Source organism: Microcystis sp. LE19-195.1E (assembly GCF_027532095.1).
In the GTDB taxonomy this organism is placed as follows: Bacteria; Cyanobacteriota; Cyanobacteriia; order Cyanobacteriales; family Microcystaceae; genus Microcystis; species Microcystis aeruginosa.
Window position 1 is genome coordinate 1 of sequence record NZ_JAPZSZ010000192.1, and the last position, 17,143, is coordinate 17,143.

The following is a 17,143-nucleotide window of genomic DNA, read 5'->3' on the forward strand; positions in this document are numbered from 1 at the left end:
GTGTCAGTCTGTAGAGCGACCATAAGACCAGAACAGAGTAAATCTGTTAAGGCAGGTGCGGAACCCCGCAAGGGAAAGAAGCAGAAACCTAAATCGTGAGGTTTGGGAATCACCGTCCGTTTACGGCGGTGAGGATGTCAATATTAGTTGTTTTTTTTCGAGATCGAGCTAGACTTAATTAACCTGTTAAGTAGTTGGACAAAAGTAAAGTTAACTGTGGGGTAAGGAGTCAGGAGTCAGGAGTCGGTCGTCAGTAAGAATTGCGGCAATTTACATTTCTTAAGATAGACAACAGAATTTATGTCCGACTACTTACACAATCAATTCTAGAGCTTGCCAACGGCTAATAGAGTTAATTTTGGCCGCTAACTTGCCCTGTGTCAATCGACTTTTTTTATTAGCGGCAAAACCGATTTAACCACGTTTAGGAGCCTTGGCATCATCTCCGGACGACCAGCTATTGTTCTGACGTTGCCCAAAACCAGAGACTTCCTACCCCACCATGAAGATAGGCTAAGACGCATTTTAACCGCCTATCCTTGAGATTGGCTAAATCTACCCAAATCCCTTTACTGTTGCCTGTTGCCTGTTGCCTCATCTCAACAAGCAATTTAAATTCGCGGGCAGCTTAACTGCTAGATTAGCTGACCAATGTTGTTTAGCTGTTAATTTTTGTAAAAAAAACATCGTCTGTATCCTATTGTACAGCTAGACTAAAAATATCTAGAAAAAGCAGTTAGATCGGCAAGAGGGAAAAGGTAAAAACCCTGACTGGGAGATGACGGGTAAATAGGCAAATAATCCTGAATTACCGCTCTAAGATTGGCTTTACCGACAGCAAAAGACCAGATTAATCAGGCAAATATCGTCAAATAAACTAATCAATATAGCTTCTTAGGTGTCTGGGAGTGAAAAAAGACAGAGAACGGAGTTTTTCTAGTTTCTATAACTGCACTAATCAGAGACCTGGAACTTAGCTCTAAACCGACAACTAAATTATCAGGAGAATTGGGGTTATGCCGACTCTACACACGCTGACCAATGATAGTATCTCTTGTCCCTTGCCCGATCGCGTGGAGAACGTCAATTTCTACTACGAATTAGAAAATCAAATTCATCCCACCTACGGCCTCGAAAACCTAGGCATGAAAAATCTCGGTCGCGTTTATCGCAATCTTTCCGTACCGCAATTAGTCGAACAGGCGATCGAACGTCATGAGGGCGTTTTAGCCGATAATGGGGCTTTAGTGGTGGAAACGGGTAAATATACCGGTCGTTCCCCCAAAGATAAATTCATTGTCAAAGAAGCCAATAGCGAAAAGGAAATCGACTGGAATCAGCATAATGCCCCGATTAGCGAGGAAAAATTCCAGCAGTTATACCGAAAAGTCCTCGCCTATGTACAGGGAAAAGACCTATATATCTTCGATGGTTACGTCGGGTCCGATCCTAATTGTCGCTTTGGCGTGCGCGTTGTCACCGAAATCGCCTATCATAACCTCTTTGCCCATCAGTTATTCCTCCGGCCCAGTGCGATCGAACTAGCTGCCCATCAAACTGATTTTACCGTGATTGCCCTGCCGGGGTTACAGGGAGATCCCGAGGATGACGACCTGAACAGCGAAGCCTTTATCGTCCTCAACCTGGCAAAAAAAATCGTTCTCATCGGTGGCACTCGCTACGCTGGCGAAATCAAAAAATCCGTCTTCTCGATGATGAACTACCTGATGACCAAACAAGGGGTTTTACCGATGCACGGTGCCGCTAACATCGATAAACACGGTCATACAGCCCTCTTTTTCGGTCTCTCCGGTACGGGTAAAACCACCCTTTCCGCCGATCCTAAACGCAGCCTCATCGGTGATGATGAACACGGTTGGTCAGAAGACGGCATTTTTAACTTTGAAGGCGGTTGTTATGCTAAAACCATCCGTTTAAGTGCCGAATACGAACCCCAAATCTGGGCGGCGATTCAATTTGGCACTATTCTCGAAAACGTGATCCTTTCCCCCGATAATCGCCTTCCCGACTACGATGATGGACGTTTGACCGAAAACACCCGCGCCGCCTATCCCCTGCGTTATATCCCTAATTGTGCCGTATCTGGCATGGGAACCCACCCGAAAACTATTATCTTCTTAACTGCCGATGCTTTTGGGGTACTGCCACCAATCGCCAAATTAACCACGAACCAGGCGATGTATCATTTCCTCTCCGGCTATACTAGCAAATTAGCGGGAACGGAACGGGGAATCACAGCCCCACAGGTGACTTTTTCCAGTTGTTTCGGTCAATGTTTCTTCCCCCTCTCACCCCTCGTCTATGCCCAAATGTTAGGGGAACGTTTAGAACAACATCCCGAAACCTCCGTTTATCTGATTAATACTGGTTGGTCCGGCGGTCCCTACGGAGTCGGCGATCGCATTTCGATCAAACACACCCGGGCTATGGTTTCCGCCGCTTTAAATGGCGATTTAGAGGAAGTAGTTTTCCATCCTCATCCCATCTTTCAAGTTCTCGTCCCCGAAATTGTCCCCGGAGTTCCCAAAAAAATCCTCGACCCGCGACAAGCATGGCAAGATGGCGAATCCTACGACCTACAGGCGCGAGAATTAGCCCATCGTTTCGTGGAAAATTTCCGTCAATTTACCACGGCCTCCCAAGAAATCATTGCAGCCGGTCCAATTTGGGAATAACAGCATCAAGGAATCGGTTTTAACGAAGGCAGTATTCAGGAGTCAGGAGTCAGGAGTCAGGAGTCAGGAGTCAGGAGTCAGGAGTCAGGAGTCAGTATTCAGTATTCAGTATTCAGGAGTCAGTATTCAGTTATCAGCTTCTGAAGGCAAGAGGCAACAGGCAAGAGGCAAAAGACAGAATCTGACAATTCTCCTACCTAGGGTCTGCTGAAAAAGTTTTTCCTGGTGGCAGGGTGTGGGGTGTGGGGTGTGGGGTGTGGGGTTTTACCCATTTTCACCTGGTCAATTACCTAATTTTCAGGGAAAAAGTACCTGAATTTTCCCCTCAATCACTGCAAGGGTCGGGACTTTTTGAGGTCAAAAAAGTCTAAAAGCCTTATCCAACAAGGTTTTTAGATTTATTCAGCAAACTCTACCTAAAAAGAAGGTTAGAAACTAAGCACATCAAAGCTTTTAGCTTAACCAATTAGGTCTTAGATTCGGCCCTTGTTGTCAGATGTGAGTTTTCAGTTCACTGTTTACTGTTTACTGAAAAAAGGCTCCCCACTTCCCCACTTCCCCCTCTCCGGTGCTTCCTACACCCTTCTATTGCCCATAGCTTGTCCGGCGAGATAACCAGTGGTCCAAGCGCTTTGAAAATTAAATCCCCCCGTGACTCCATCGATATCTAGTACCTCCCCGGCAAAATATAACCCCGGACAGATTTTGCTTTCCATAGTTTTAAAATCCACTTCCTGAAGATTCACTCCCCCAGAGGTGACAAATTCCTCCTTAAACACCCCTTTTCCTTTGATTTGATATTCCCCTTGCTGTAATTCAATCATTAATCGATTGAGAGTATTTTTAGATAATTCGGCCCAAGGAGTTTCCGAGTTAACAGTCAAGTAACTTAATAAACTCTGCCAAAGACGCTTGGGTAACTGTTCAAAGGGACAATAATTAAAAAGTTTTCTTTTGGGATATTCACTTTTAGTTTGTAAGATAATTTCTCGCAATTTTTCAGGATGATAATCCCCCAACCAATTAATGATTAAAGGCATTCGGTAATGATGCTCGTGAAGTACCCGCGCTCCCCAAGCAGAAAGTTTTAAAATAGCCGGTCCACTGACTCCCCAATGGGTAATTAACAAGGGTCCGATTTGTTCTAATTTGCTTCCCCCAAGACGAACTCGCACTTTATCCACAGCAACCCCTAACAAATCTTTCAGACGAGGATCGGCAATTTGAAAGGTAAATAAAGAAGGGACAGGAGAGATTAGAGAATGACCTAAATCTTGAGCGGTGCGATAACCAAAAGGACTACTTCCCGTAGCAATTAAAAGCTTATCTGCCCTAATTTGCTCCTCTCTTTTTAATTCAATCAAAAAACTTTCTTCCTGTTTTTTTACCGATTTAACTGGGGAATTTAGCCTTAAATTAACCCCAGCAAAAGTCGCACTTTCCCGCAGACAATTAACAATAGTTTCAGAATTATCGGTGCTGGGAAACATTCGTCCATCCGCTTCTGTTTTGAGTTTTACCCCTCGCAATTCAAACCATTTAATAGTATCTTGGGGTTGAAACCGACTAAAAGCTCCCCGTAGTGCTTTGCCACCGTGAGGATAATAATTAACCAATTGGGAAACATCAAAACAATGATGGGTGACATTACAGCGTCCCCCTCCCGAAATCCGCACTTTCGCAAGAGGTTCTTTTGCCGCTTCTAGGATAGTAACGCCAGCTTTTGGGTTAGATTCTGCCGCTTTAATTGCGCCAAAAAATCCCGCTGCCCCGCCACCAATTACGACTATTTGAGTCATATAAGTAAGTGGTTATAATTAAATTGAAGATAGATTTTGTCTTTGATCCCCCCTTAATCCCCCCTTGATAAGGGGGGTGCCGATCCCCCCTTAATCCCCCCTTGATAAGGGGGGTGCCGATCCCCCCTTAATCCCCCCTTGATAAGGGGGGTGCCGATCCCCCCTTAATCCCCCCTTGATAAGGGGGGTGTCTGATAATTTTTAACGCCCACCTACTTATCAAGGAAAAAGTTAAGTTTAAACCGACAAAAATCGCTGAATGACTTCTTGACTTAATCCGCTTGTGAAACCGGAAGCAACAATTCCCCCTTTCTGCATGGCGTAATATCGATCAGCTTGGCGGACAAAATGCAGGTGTTGTTCTACTAATAAAACGGCGATTCCTTTACTGGCAACAATACGCCGCACCGCTGCTTCAATTTCGAGAATAATTGACGGTTGAATTCCTTCCGTGGGTTCATCTAAAATTAATAATTTTGGTTCCCCCACTAAGGCGCGAGCGATGGCTAATTGCTGTTGTTGTCCACCGCTTAAATCTCCTCCCATCCGCGATAACATGGTTTTTAAAACGGGAAACAAATCGAAGATTTCTTCGGGAATTGTGGCATTTTTTCTTTTTGTGGGTAAAGCTTCCAAACCGAGAATTAAATTCTCTTTTACCGTTAAACGGGGAATAATATCCCTACCCTGCGGCACATAACCCAGTCCTAATCTGGCTCTTTGATCTGAGGTTTTATTAATCAGGTTTTCTTGCTCATAATTAATTGTTCCCGCTCGCGGTTTTAAGATACCCATCAAGGTTTTTAATAGGGTAGTTTTGCCCACGCCATTACGTCCGATTAAACAGACCATTTCTCCCGCATAAATGTTAAGATCAACATTTCTTAAAATATGACTTTCTCCGTAGTAAACATTGAGATCAGATATGTGTAACATTGTCAACCCTTTTTAATTAATTTTAATCGTTTGATTCTTTATTCTTCCGAGGAACCTAGATAAACTTCAATAACTTTCGGATCATTTTGAATTTGCTCCATATTCCCCTCACAGAGAACAGTTCCTTGGTGTAAAACCGTGACTTTGCGGGCAATTTGACGGACAAATTCCATATCGTGTTCAATAACAATAATTGAATGACTTTCCGCTAGATTTAACAACAAATTACCCACGTTTTCCGTTTCCTCATCGGTTAATCCTGCTACGGGTTCATCTACTAGCAGTAAATCTGGTGACTGGGCCACTAATTGACCAATTTCTAAGCGTTGTTTTTCCCCGTGGGAAAGTAAAGAAGCGGGTAAATCAGCTTTAGCAGTTAACCCGATAGTTTCCAATAAACCAATAACTTTTCTGCTATCTTCTAGGGGAGGACGACCGAAAAGAGTTGAGAAAACATTTTTATTGCGATTACTAACTAAATCGAGATTTTCTCGGACAGTTAGATTTAAATATACCCTAGGAGTTTGAAATTTGCGACCAATACCCAAACGAGCGATCGCAAATTCGGGAATTTTGCGGAGATCTCGACCTTTAAATAATACCCGTCCGATGGTGGGTTGCACTTTCCCCGTAATCACATCTAAAAAAGTGGTTTTTCCCGCACCATTGGGACCGATAATCACCCGCAATTCTCCCGTATCCATACTGAAATTAAGATTATTGAGAGCTTTAAAACCCCCAAAACTAACGGTAAGATTCTCGATTTCTAAGATTTTTCCAGTCATAATTTCTAAGAGGGAATTGGGAAGTATTTTCAGTGAACAGTCAGCAGTAATCAGTGAACTGAAAACTCACATCTGATAACTGATAACTGATAACTGATAACTGATAGCTAAGATCACTTATGATCTAATTCTTCTCTTTCCAGTTGCACTTCCGGAGCTTCCTCAATACTAGGATAGGTAATTAAAGTTTTGCGGAAACCAAAATGAGTCAGCAAACGTTTAATTCCACCGAGAAGACCATCGGGAAGCACTGTCACCACAATTAGGAATAGGGCCCCTTGGAAAAATACCCAGACTTCCGGAAATTGTTCGCTTAAAAAAGTTTGGGCTAGGCGTACTAATAAAGTACCGACAACTGCCCCCACAAGGGTAGCACGTCCCCCCACAGCCACCCAAATCACCATTTCAATGGAAAAAGCCACATCCATAGAGTTAGGGGTGATAATTCCCGTTTGCACGGTATAAAGGGCGCCGGCAACACCGGCAATCGCCCCAGAAATGGCAAAAACTAACACCTTAAACCAAGTAGGATCATAACCAGAAAAACGCACACGCACCTCATCATCGCGAATGGCGACTAACAAGCGCCCAAATCTGCCCGTAGTTAACCAACGACAGAGCAGATAAATAGCCAGTAAACAGACAATTGTGAGTAAATAAAAGGCCACTTGAACGGCATCGGAACCTACCAGCAACCCGAAAATTGTTTGGGTATCGGTTTTTAAGCCATTAGTGCCGTTAATTAACTTTTGTTGACCGTTAAAAAAGTTAAAAAATACCAGTAAAGCCGCTTGGGTCAAAATCGAGAAATAAACCCCTTTAATGCGGTTGCGGAAGATTAAATAACCCAATAATCCTGCCACGATCGCTGGTACGATAATTAGGGCTAGAATTGTCAAAGGTAGGGAATAAAAAGGTTGCCAAATAAAAGGTAATTCTGTCACCCCGTAGAGAGTAAAAAATTCGGGCATTTGTCCGGGGGGTAACTGAAGATTTAGGTACATGGCCAAAGCGTAACCACCGAGGGCAAAAAAGATGCCATGACCAAGACTTAATAAACCCGTATAACCCCAGATTAAATCTATGCCCAAAGCGACAATAGCCAGGGAAAGAAATCGCCCCAATAAACGCAAGCGGAAAGCCGACAAAGCTAAGGGCAGCAACACCGCAAAGATGACCACTAAACCAACAATAACAGCGATTTCCGTGATTAACTTTTTCTTTTCCCGTTGTCGGGATTCGTTTCTAGTGATGGTTTCGGTAATCATAATCTATAACTCAGCAGTACGTCCTTTAGGAGGAAAAATTCCCGCAGGTTTGAATTGCAAGAAAGCAATAATTAAAGCAAAAATCATCACTTTTGCCATGCTAGTGGTGGAGAAAAAGGTGAAGAAATCCGTTAGGGGTTTTAGGGCTTCTACGGAACCAAAAATCAGAGCAAAAGTTCCCGAACCAATTAAATAATTAGCCACACCGATCGCCATAGCCGCGATAATAGTTCCCAGGAGATTACCCACTCCCCCCACCACCACTACCATGAAGGTATCAACGATATAATTTTGTCCCACATTTGGACCGACGGAACCCAAAAAACTAATCGCACAACCGGCAACTCCAGCTAATCCCGAACCGAGGGCAAAAGTCAAAGCATCCACTTGATTTGTCGGAATGCCTAAACAGGCACTCATCTGGCGATTTTGGGTGACGGCACGAATGCGTAAACCCCAAGAAGATTTATTTAAAAACCAATAAGTCCCTAACAAACAAAGGGCAGTTAAAATGATAATAAATAGACGGGTGTAGGGCATTTGAAAACCGGGTAAAGGTAAACCTCCCCGTAACCAAGCAGGAGCCGTGACATCGACGTTTCTGGCACTAAACCAGGGTCGAGCGAGAACCGGATTAAAAGATAAAAGATAGCCTAATAATCCAGCGATAGCTAGGGATAAAGGCAGGGTGATACCAATAGCTAAATTGCGAATTCTCTCCCAATCTAGGCGACGACTTAACACCGTCATCGCCCCAAAAAATAACAGACAGAAAACTATTAAACTAATTACTAATAACCCGTTGACACTTCTGACAAATTGCTGCAGAATTAAGCTGACTCCCCAAGTGGCCAGCAGCGTTTCTAGGGGTCTGCCGTAGAGGAACCTAATCACCCCCCTTTCTAATAATAATCCCGCCAATCCCGACACTAAAAAAGCGATCGGTAGGGCGAATAAAACATAAGTATCAAAGAGGGGAGAACCGAAACCTTTAAAGATATTCTGCACCACAAAAGTACTGTAGGCCCCTAACATCATTAACTCACCGTGAGCGAGATTAATCACCCCCATCAGTCCGAAAACAATCGCTAGTCCTAAAGCGGCCAGCAATAGCACAGAACCGATACTAATACCATTAAATAATCCTTCTAATAATGCTGACACTTTTCGTTATTCCCGTGCATTTTTAAGCTTTAAAAAGAGGGGTGAACAGTAATGCCCACCTCACTCTCGTTACTATCCGGAAAAATTCCTAAAACTAGGATTTTTCCATTTTGAACTTACCGCCCTTAGCCGGATCCGTCCAGTCACAGGCAAAGCCCTTAGTTTCGGGGACAAATTGGTTCCAAGGTTGCGGATCCACTACCCCCGGAGTTGACCAAACGATGTCAAATAGACCATCATCTCTCACCTGACCAATGCGGACGGTTTTGGAGATATGATGATTGGGGAACATTTCCACCGGTCCTTCGGGAGCATCGAATTTTTGTCCCACGGCCGCGGCGCGAACTTTGTCGAGATCATCGGCGGTTGCCGCTTGTTCTACCGCTTGCTTCCAGAGATAGACCATGATGTAGGCCGCCTCCATCGGGTCGTTAGTGACGCGCTCCTGACCGAATTTAGCTCGAAAAGCCTCAACAAATTTTTTGTTAGCGGGGGTATCTACGGTTTGGAAATAGTTCCAACAAGCGTACTGACCGAGGAGATATTCCTTACCGATTTGTTTAACTTCTTCCTCAGCAACACTCACCGACATGACCGGATATTTATCGGGAGTTAAACCGGCCGCTTGCAGTTGTTTAAAGAAAGCCACGTTACTGTCACCGTTGAGGGTGTTGAAAATAACGCCACCATCGGGTAAAGCTTGCTTAATTTTGGTGATAATCGGGGTAACTTCCGTGTTACCTAGGGGTAGGTAGTCTTCGCCTACGGTTTCGCCGCCTTTCGCCTTTAACTGCTCTTTAATAATCGTGTTGGCGGTGCGGGGAAAAACGTAGTCGGAACCGACGAGGAAGAATTTTTTCCCTTTATTTTCCAGCAACCAAGTCACTGCCGGCTCGATCTGTTGGTTGGGGGCAGCCCCAGTGTAGAAGATATTTCTAGAACACTCTTGACCCTCGTACTGGACGGGATACCAGAGCATATGGTTTTTGGCTTCAAACACGGGTAAAACTGCCTGACGACTGGCGGAAGTCCAACAACCGAAGACAGTCACAACTTTGTCCTGATCGATCAGTTTGGTGGCTTTTTCGGTAAAAGTTGGCCAATCGGAAGCGCCATCTTCCACCACTGCCTCGATCTTTTTACCAAGAACACCACCGGCGGCATTGATTTCCTCGATCGCCAGTTTTTCCGCATCAACTACGCTGGTTTCACTGATGGCCATGGTGCCACTGAGGGAGTGCAGAATACCCACCTTAATTGTCTCTCCAGAAGCCGGGGCGGGACTAGCAGCTGGGCTAGGACTAGCCGTGGGGGTTTGGCTTTGATTGCCACCGCAAGCTTTTAACAGAATACTGGTTCCCAGAGCGGCAGAACCGTACAGGAGAAATTTACGTCGTCCTAAATTTGACATGATGATCTTGAACTAACCTCGCTGACAATATTAGCTACTTCACACGGATGTTTTTGCTGAGGAGATTTTCGGGAATCTTTCTACAAATATCTGTGTGATATTACGGCTAGGTTAGCAGATTTTTTGTGATTTTCGCTACTTTTTGGATATTTTTTGTAATTTTCGCTACTTTTTTCCAAAAAATTAATTATTTTTCTGGAATTTGCCTCAGTTTTTTAGCTATCAGGAGTCAGGAGACAGGAGGCAGGAGTCGGGAGACAGGAGGCAGGAGACAGGAGATTATTTCTATTTATTCTTCCGACACCCCACACCCCACACCCCACACCCCACACCCTACACCCCACACCCCACACCCCACACCCCACACCCTGCCCCCACCGAAAAGCTTTTTGCCGCAAACCCAATTATCAATCCGAATCTGGCCAAAGCAGCCGGACAGCAAGCAGCGCAAAACCAATGGCCGCTATCGCTTTTAATATCTTAGCGGGGAATAATTGCGCCATACTGCCGCCCGCAAGGACTCCTAAGAAACTGGTGCAGATTAAGGCGGTAATTGAGCCAAAAAAGACAGCTTTAGGTGATTTGGAACTGCCACCGAGAGCGATCGCTACTAATTGACTTTTATCGCCGATTTCTGCCAAAAAAACCGTGATAAATGTCAGTCCGAATAATTGCCAATTCATAAATTCTAGGGAGATGGGTGATGGGGAGGTGGGGAAGTGGGGAAGTGGGGAAGTGGGGTGATGGGGAGGTGGGGAAGCTGTTTCATCACCCTATCACCCCAAAACCCTATCACCCTATCTCCTGTCTCGGAGTCTCCTGACGACCGACTCCTGAATACTGATTGCTTAGAGAATATCGCCGATCAGTAAACCAGTGATCAAAAGGAGAAGGATAGCGACACCGATATCTAAAGTTTTGGGGGAAAGACGACGAGCAATCCAATAACCGATCAGGACACCGAGGAGACTGGTAGCGATTAAAGCGGTGGCTGCCCCGGCAAAAACCACCCAGGGGGATTGGGATTCAGCACTGATGAGAAGGGTGGCTAATTGGGTTTTATCGCCGATTTCAGCAAAAAATATGGTTAGGAAGGTGGAACTAAACACCGTCCAAAAACTCCAAGAAGGTGGCTGATCTGGCTTTTTCTCGGTTGAGGCGATCGATTTGCTATCACTCATCGGCTAATTTAACAATATCGGGTTAAGCAATAATTTTCATACTTTTTTCATTTTAGCCCGACCGGTTTTCTGGCGATAGTTTCTGCTGTTGGGGGCGCTGTCTCCTCCCCCAATAGTTAAAAAACCCTAGTCGATCGAGGTAGAGTTTCCATCCTAGAGTTTAATAATTATTAGACTAGGACGAGCGCAAATTGCTTGGAGGTATAGCCCCTATGGTAGAAAACAGAGATTATACTCTGATTATTGACAAAAGTGGCAGTATGTCCACTGCTGATAAACCCAGCGAGAAAACCCGTTGGCAAATTGCCCAAGAATCCACCCTCGCCTTGGCTAGAAAGTGCGAGGAATTCGATCCCGACGGCATCACTATCTATCTTTTTTCCGGACGTTTCCGACGCTATGATAATGTTACTTCCGATAAGGTGACACAAATTTATCAAGAAAATGAACCCATGGGGAGGACAGACCTAGCAGCTGTGCTGCAAGATGCCCTCGATAATTATTTTCAGCGCAAAACTGCTGGCAAAACTAAACCCAACGGAGAAACCATTCTGGTGATTACCGACGGAGAACCAGATGATCGCAAAGCGGTGATGCGTCAAATTATCGAAGCTTCTCGAAAACTCGATAACGATCAAGAATTAGCCATTTCTCTGATTCAAGTAGGCCATGATCGGCAAGCGACCGAATTTCTCAAAGCTTTAGACGATCAACTAGAATCGGCGGGGGCCAAATTCGATATCGTTGACACGATTACTATCGATGATATGGAAGATATGACCCTAGCGGAAGTTCTTCTCAACGCCATTACCGATTAATTTCTGCCGGGGTAGGGGTGATATATCTTCACCCCTACTCAAGGAGGCTTTAACTGCTAGTCAGGGCGACCAATTTATCTTTTTCCTCATCGGATAATTGATCCGATTGTCCGGTGATTTGTTTGTAGATTTTGAGATATTCCAAAGCGGATTTATACCAACTAAAATCTTGAGTCATTGCCCGTTGCTGTAGTTTTTGCCAATCCTGTTTATAACGGAAACTTTCCCAAGTCCGGATCATACAGGTAAACAGGTCTAAAGGTTCATAGCGATCGAAACTAAATCCTGTTCCTTTTTCCTGAATTGGGTCGTGGAAAGATACCGTATCGACTAAACCACCGGTGCGGCGTACCATGGGGATGCAACCATAACGCATGGCCATTAATTGGGAAATGCCGCAGGGTTCAAAACGGGAAGGCATTAACAAAGCATCGGCCCCCCCATAGATGCGACGGGAAAGGGCATCACTATAGAGAAGATGCAGGGACATTCGCCCCCGGAAACGGGAAGTCATCTCCCACAGTTGGGTTTCATAATAGCGATCGCCTGTACCCAAAATAATCAATTGTGCATCAGTATAGGTGAGAAAGCGATCTAAAATTTGCATCACTAGATCAATACCTTTTTGTTCCACCAAACGCGTCACCATCGCCATTACAAAGGCACTTTTACTGACCTGTAGCCCCACTTCTTCTTGCAGGGCAATTTTATTGATCAGACGTTTTTCGATGGTTTCTGGGGTAAAATTCTGCTTAAGATAAACATCTTTAGCAGGGTCATACACCTCCGTATCGATGCCGTTGACAATCCCCACCAGATTGCCGGAAATATAGGACAATAATCCCTCTAAATTTTCGCCATAAATGGGGGTCTGTATTTGACGGGCATAGGTGGGAGAAACGGTGGTGATGCGATTAGCAAATTGAACCGCCGCAGCCATGGTATTATCGCCCTGCATATACCAAGGACACCAAGTCATTTTTTCTAATGCCTCCCGCCAAGGGCCCTGGTAGGCGAGATTATGGATAGTAAAAACGGTGCTAATATCGGGGTCTTGGTGCATCCAGACGGGAATCATGCCCGTATGCCAATCATGACAGTGAATAACTTGCGGTTTCCAGTAATTCCAAGCGAATTCCGCCGCACCATTGGCAAATAGGGTAAATCGCCAGGCCTCATCTTCGCCTCCGTAGATATTGCGTCCAGAGAAAGCTAGATGACCAAAGAGGTAGAGAGGAATATCCGTATCGGGTAAAACCGTCTCATAGACTAAAAAATCCTGAAACATGGCGAATCCTGACCAAATGGGTTCGGAAGGGATGTCCATTTTTTCCTGGAGAAAACCGTAGTAGGGCAGAAAAATCCGCACGTCATGACCTAGCTGACGCAAGACTTTCGGTAATGCCCCAATTACGTCCCCCATTCCCCCAACTTTGGCAATTGGGGCGGCCTCGGCACCCACAAATAGAATTCGCATACTCTTCCCGCTTTACTTCACGACGACAAGAAATTTTAACAGATAAAACCACCCTAGCAGGATTTGCAAGCAGGTTATTATCGGATTAGCCTAGATTTTTCTTTAACCAACCAGAGAGCCAACGAGGGACATAATTAGCTGTTTTGGACATTATTAAGTTTTGTCGCCTTTTTATTAAGTTCTAGCTGCTCGGCACCGGCACTGTCTGCTATTGTCGATTTAACCGACATTCCGCCCATCTTCATATACTTTTATATTTTTTTACATTCCCCAAGATGTTTTGAGGAAAAACCTTCATTGTAGAAACTACTATTGAGAACATTTTCAATAATTGATTTTTTCTGAGAAAAAAAATTAAAATTCTTCACCTTGATCAAAATCAATCATTGTCGCTATAGTCCTTACTGGTAAAGGATTGTAGGCTGTTAAGAAGTGCGGAAAGTGGGACTTAAGGTACATTTCAATCAATCCGATTATTAGGGATGAGTGACGGGCAATTGTTCGCTTCATTGCCGCGAGGCCAATTCCCCACCCCCCTAGGTGTCCGGGTGGGGACTGACGCGGAATCGTTCACCCTAATTTCGGTAAACCCATACTATAGTTCTGCACTCTGGCGTTGAGATTATAGCTAATTTCCCCTTTTTGCAGGAGAGAACGGATAAAATGTTCTAGATCTGAACCGATGCGACGGAGATTATATTCGCTCAGTTCTTCCCCATTGTAGGATTCTACCAATTCATCAAACTTACTATAAACCTTATTGAGAGCCACTTCTTCCCAATTAAATTCATTATCGGGATCCACATCAAGAGTCAAGACATTGTTACTCTCGATCAATTGATTATTTTTTACTTCAGCCGTATAAATGCGAATATGACGGGTCGTGGATTTTAACAGCATGGAATCTTCAGGGTAAGTTAGACGCTATGTCTAAGATTTTGCCATGATTTGCGGAATTGGGGAATTGGGAATTGGGAAGTGGGGAAGTGGGGTGTGGGGTGTGGGGTGTGGGGTGTGGGGTGTGGGAATTATGGATTATGAAGTGGGGTAGATAGGGAAGTGGGGAAGTGGGGAGGTGGGGAAGCTGTCTCATCACCCTATCACCCCAAAACCTATCACCCTATCTCCTGCCTCCCGAACAATGTTTACGGATCCACCAGAAACGTGATACTATGATAGATTGCAGTGTTTAAGCAGAGATCACGAGTCCTATGGCCTTAACCCAGACCAAAAAACAAGAACTAATCAGCCAATATCAGGCCCACGAAACCGATACAGGATCATCGGAGTTACAGGTAGCTTTCTTAACCGAGAGAATCAACCAACTGACCGAACACCTGAAAGCTAACCCGAAAGACCATGCTTCCCGTCGGGGATTACTCCAGATGATCGGTCGTCGTCGGGGACTGTTAACCTATATCCAGAAGAAAGATCAACAACGTTATCAAACCCTGATTGGTCGTCTCGGAATTCGCCGTTAAGCATACCCCCTTTGCATCCCTACCATGGCCTCTGAATCGAAATCGACGGAGAAAAAAGAACGTCTCCCCTTTGAGCCGCGCCAAAATAAGCGAAAAACCCCGAAAATTGCCCCTAGTCCCGTGCCACCGCCCCTAAAAAATCGCTCCGAGGAAACCAGCTTAAAGGCGATTCCGCAAGTGGTCAGTCAACGGATGGCCAAACGGATGGCGGTATTTTGTGGCCTGCCGACGGCACTGGGGATAGCTTCCTTTTTTGGCTTCTACTGGATTATTAGCCACGATCTTCTCGAAATCCCTTCCTACGTCGCCATGCTCGTCAGTTTAAGCCTATTTGGTCTAGGTTTCATCGGTCTGAGTTATGGCATCTTCTCCGCTTCTTGGGATGAGGATCGGGTGGGGGATTGGCTAGGATGGCAAGAATTTCAAGCTAATTTTGGCAGAACGATCGCCGCATGGCGGTCCGGCAAAAAAGAAGTGGAAGAAAAATAGATAACCTCTAGAAATCGTCAACAATAGAGATTAAAGAAAAAAATAAAAGGTTAATGCCATGATTATTGTCATGAAAGTTGGTTCCCCGGAAATTGAAATCGAGCGCATCGGTGCCGAATTCGAGGCATGGGGATTAAGTCCCGAAAAAATCGTCGGTAAGCATAAAGTTGTCATCGGTTTAGTCGGAGAAACCCGGGAATTAGACCCCCTACAAATCCAAGAATTAAGCCCTTGGATCGAAACCGTCCTGCGAGTCGAACAACCCTTCAAACGCGCCTCTTTAGAATACCGTCACGGCGAATACAGCGAGGTTTTAGTCCCCACTCCTAACGGTGTTATCCCCATCGGCAGAAATCATACCGTTAGCATTGTCGCCGGCCCCTGTTCGGTGGAAAATGAAGCGATGATCGTGGAAACTGCCAAACGAGTGGCGGCAGCCGGAGCGCAATTCCTCCGCGGTGGTGCCTACAAACCCCGCACTTCTCCCTATGCTTTTCAAGGTCACGGGGAAAGCGCTTTGGAATTACTAGCGGCGGCTAGAGATGCCAGTGGTTTGGGTATTATCACGGAAGTAATGGACGCAGCGGATCTCGATAAGATTGTCGAAATAGCCGACGTGGTGCAAGTGGGGGCGCGCAATATGCAGAATTTTTCCCTCCTAAAAAAAGTTGGGGCGCAACCGAAACCGGTCCTACTCAAGCGCGGCATGGCAGCCACTATTGAAGATTGGTTGATGGCGGCAGAATATATCCTCGCAGCAGGAAATAGCAATGTCATTCTCTGCGAACGCGGTATCCGCACCTTTGACAGTAAATATACTCGCAATACCCTAGATTTATCCTGTATTCCCGTTTTAAGAACTTTAACTCACCTGCCGATCATGATCGATCCTAGCCACGGTACGGGTAAATGGGAATATGTCCCGACCATGGCCATGGCTTCCCTGGCAGCCGGGGCTGATTCCTTGATGATCGAGGTACATCCTAACCCGGCGAAGGCCCTATCTGATGGGCCGCAATCCTTGACCCCCGACCGATTCGATCGATTAACTCAGGAGTTAGCGGTCATTGGTAAGACGATCGGGCGTTGGCCCCAGGTTCCGGCACTGGTTTGATAAGATGATCAGGGGGTGAGTCAACCCCCTTTTTTTGGGCATAAATTTCGCTTTTCGGGGCAGTTATGGTGACAGTTCCTCTGGAGTTAAATACTGAGCAAATTAGGGGTGAGAAACGGGTAGTTTTTTATCATCTCAATTGGCTATCCTATCAGCAAATTTTACAGGCACTAGGAGAAAATAATCGCGCCCATTTATTTTATGATCGTGGCACTTTAGAAATTACTATGCCCCTAGAAGAACACGAGTTTTATCGAGAATTAATCGGATTGTTTATTCGGATTTTGGTGGTAGAATTGGGTTTAAAAATTAAAAGTATGGGTTCCACAACTCTAGCTAGGGAGGATTTAGAACGAGGAGCAGAACCCGATAATGCTTACTATATTCAAAATCAAGCTAAAGTGCTAGGAAAAAGGATTAATTTAACTGAAGATCCGCCCCCAGATTTAGTGGTGGAAGTGGATATCACCCATACGGATATTAATAAATTAGCACTTTATGCCCGTTTGGGAGTGCCGGAATTA

General features: G+C 45.1%; 19 protein-coding genes. 7 read left to right on the plus strand and 12 right to left on the minus strand.

Annotation, left to right across the window (positions count from 1 at the left end):
- Positions 1 to 457 precede the first annotated feature (457 nt).
- Positions 458 to 598: a hypothetical protein gene (locus tag O9300_RS10885; RefSeq protein WP_002759867.1), complete on the minus strand. Its 141-nt coding sequence runs from the start codon at positions 596 to 598 to the stop codon at positions 458 to 460.
- Positions 599 to 1,016: 418 nt separating this feature from the next.
- On the opposite strand from O9300_RS10885, the gene pckA reads away from it, so the two are divergent.
- Positions 1,017 to 2,696, plus strand: a complete 1,680-nt coding sequence (pckA, locus tag O9300_RS10890; protein WP_287971652.1) for a phosphoenolpyruvate carboxykinase (ATP) — start codon at positions 1,017 to 1,019, stop codon at positions 2,694 to 2,696.
- Between the two features lie 575 nt (positions 2,697 to 3,271).
- Here pckA and O9300_RS10895 read toward each other — a convergent pair.
- The 6 genes from O9300_RS10895 to urtA form a co-directional block, all read right to left on the minus strand.
- Complete coding sequence (locus O9300_RS10895) at positions 3,272 to 4,495, minus strand: BaiN/RdsA family NAD(P)/FAD-dependent oxidoreductase (RefSeq protein ID WP_287971654.1); 1,224 nt, start codon at positions 4,493 to 4,495, stop codon at positions 3,272 to 3,274.
- A 237-nt stretch (positions 4,496 to 4,732) separates the two neighbouring features.
- Positions 4,733 to 5,431 carry an urea ABC transporter ATP-binding subunit UrtE gene (gene urtE, locus O9300_RS10900; protein ID WP_287971656.1) on the minus strand — a complete coding sequence of 233 codons (699 nt, stop codon included), beginning with the start codon at positions 5,429 to 5,431 and terminating at the stop codon, positions 4,733 to 4,735.
- 38 nt (positions 5,432 to 5,469) lie between these two features.
- On the minus strand, positions 5,470 to 6,216 hold the full coding sequence (gene urtD / locus O9300_RS10905; RefSeq protein ID WP_002777291.1) for an urea ABC transporter ATP-binding protein UrtD: 747 nt from the start codon (positions 6,214 to 6,216) through the stop codon (positions 5,470 to 5,472).
- A 113-nt stretch (positions 6,217 to 6,329) separates the two neighbouring features.
- Positions 6,330 to 7,484 carry an urea ABC transporter permease subunit UrtC gene (gene urtC / locus O9300_RS10910; protein ID WP_287971658.1) on the minus strand — a complete coding sequence of 385 codons (1,155 nt, stop codon included), beginning with the start codon at positions 7,482 to 7,484 and terminating at the stop codon, positions 6,330 to 6,332.
- Between the two features lie 3 nt (positions 7,485 to 7,487).
- Positions 7,488 to 8,648: an ABC transporter permease subunit gene (locus O9300_RS10915; RefSeq protein WP_287728057.1), complete on the minus strand. Its 1,161-nt coding sequence runs from the start codon at positions 8,646 to 8,648 to the stop codon at positions 7,488 to 7,490.
- A 94-nt stretch (positions 8,649 to 8,742) separates the two neighbouring features.
- Positions 8,743 to 10,059 carry an urea ABC transporter substrate-binding protein gene (gene urtA, locus O9300_RS10920; protein ID WP_287971659.1) on the minus strand — a complete coding sequence of 439 codons (1,317 nt, stop codon included), beginning with the start codon at positions 10,057 to 10,059 and terminating at the stop codon, positions 8,743 to 8,745.
- A gap of 125 nt (positions 10,060 to 10,184) precedes the next feature.
- Here urtA and O9300_RS10925 point away from each other — a divergent pair, with 125 nt between their 5' ends.
- Complete coding sequence (locus O9300_RS10925; RefSeq protein WP_287971660.1) at positions 10,185 to 10,535, plus strand: hypothetical protein; 351 nt, start codon at positions 10,185 to 10,187, stop codon at positions 10,533 to 10,535.
- Here the strand turns inward: O9300_RS10925 and O9300_RS10930 are convergent.
- Together O9300_RS10930 and O9300_RS10935 are read right to left on the minus strand one after the other, a co-directional pair.
- Positions 10,467 to 10,742 (minus strand): TMEM165/GDT1 family protein, encoded by a 276-nt coding sequence (locus O9300_RS10930; RefSeq protein ID WP_002732425.1) that lies wholly within the window; start codon positions 10,740 to 10,742, stop codon positions 10,467 to 10,469. The two genes, O9300_RS10925 and O9300_RS10930, sit on opposite strands and share 69 nt — an antisense overlap.
- A gap of 165 nt (positions 10,743 to 10,907) precedes the next feature.
- On the minus strand, positions 10,908 to 11,240 hold the full coding sequence (locus O9300_RS10935; protein WP_002777289.1) for a TMEM165/GDT1 family protein: 333 nt from the start codon (positions 11,238 to 11,240) through the stop codon (positions 10,908 to 10,910).
- Positions 11,241 to 11,452: 212 nt separating this feature from the next.
- Between O9300_RS10935 and O9300_RS10940 the strand changes: the two genes are divergently transcribed.
- Positions 11,453 to 12,058 carry a vWA domain-containing protein gene (locus tag O9300_RS10940; RefSeq protein ID WP_287971661.1) on the plus strand — a complete coding sequence of 202 codons (606 nt, stop codon included), beginning with the start codon at positions 11,453 to 11,455 and terminating at the stop codon, positions 12,056 to 12,058.
- Positions 12,059 to 12,107: 49 nt separating this feature from the next.
- Here O9300_RS10940 and glgA read toward each other — a convergent pair whose 3' ends face one another.
- The 3 genes from glgA to O9300_RS10955 all read right to left on the minus strand — a co-directional run bounded on the left by glgA (position 12,108) and on the right by O9300_RS10955 (position 14,628).
- Positions 12,108 to 13,535 (minus strand): glycogen synthase GlgA, encoded by a 1,428-nt coding sequence (gene glgA / locus O9300_RS10945; RefSeq protein WP_004163073.1) that lies wholly within the window; start codon positions 13,533 to 13,535, stop codon positions 12,108 to 12,110.
- Positions 13,536 to 14,105: 570 nt separating this feature from the next.
- Positions 14,106 to 14,435, minus strand: coding sequence for an NAD(P)H-quinone oxidoreductase subunit M (locus tag O9300_RS10950; protein ID WP_002738864.1), 330 nt, complete (start codon positions 14,433 to 14,435; stop codon positions 14,106 to 14,108).
- 7 nt (positions 14,436 to 14,442) lie between these two features.
- Complete coding sequence (locus O9300_RS10955) at positions 14,443 to 14,628, minus strand: hypothetical protein (protein WP_125731656.1); 186 nt, start codon at positions 14,626 to 14,628, stop codon at positions 14,443 to 14,445.
- A 118-nt stretch (positions 14,629 to 14,746) separates the two neighbouring features.
- On the opposite strand from O9300_RS10955, the gene rpsO reads away from it, so the two are divergent.
- The 4 genes from rpsO to O9300_RS10975 form a co-directional block, all read left to right on the plus strand.
- Positions 14,747 to 15,016: a 30S ribosomal protein S15 gene (gene rpsO / locus O9300_RS10960; RefSeq protein ID WP_002738807.1), complete on the plus strand. Its 270-nt coding sequence runs from the start codon at positions 14,747 to 14,749 to the stop codon at positions 15,014 to 15,016.
- Between the two features lie 24 nt (positions 15,017 to 15,040).
- Positions 15,041 to 15,505, plus strand: coding sequence for a PAM68 family protein (locus O9300_RS10965; protein ID WP_002763019.1), 465 nt, complete (start codon positions 15,041 to 15,043; stop codon positions 15,503 to 15,505).
- 58 nt (positions 15,506 to 15,563) lie between these two features.
- Positions 15,564 to 16,619: a 3-deoxy-7-phosphoheptulonate synthase gene (gene aroF / locus O9300_RS10970; RefSeq protein ID WP_287971665.1), complete on the plus strand. Its 1,056-nt coding sequence runs from the start codon at positions 15,564 to 15,566 to the stop codon at positions 16,617 to 16,619.
- A gap of 65 nt (positions 16,620 to 16,684) precedes the next feature.
- Positions 16,685 to 17,143, plus strand: a 459-nt coding sequence (locus O9300_RS10975) for a Uma2 family endonuclease (RefSeq protein ID WP_287971667.1), incomplete at its 3' end; no start/stop codon positions are given.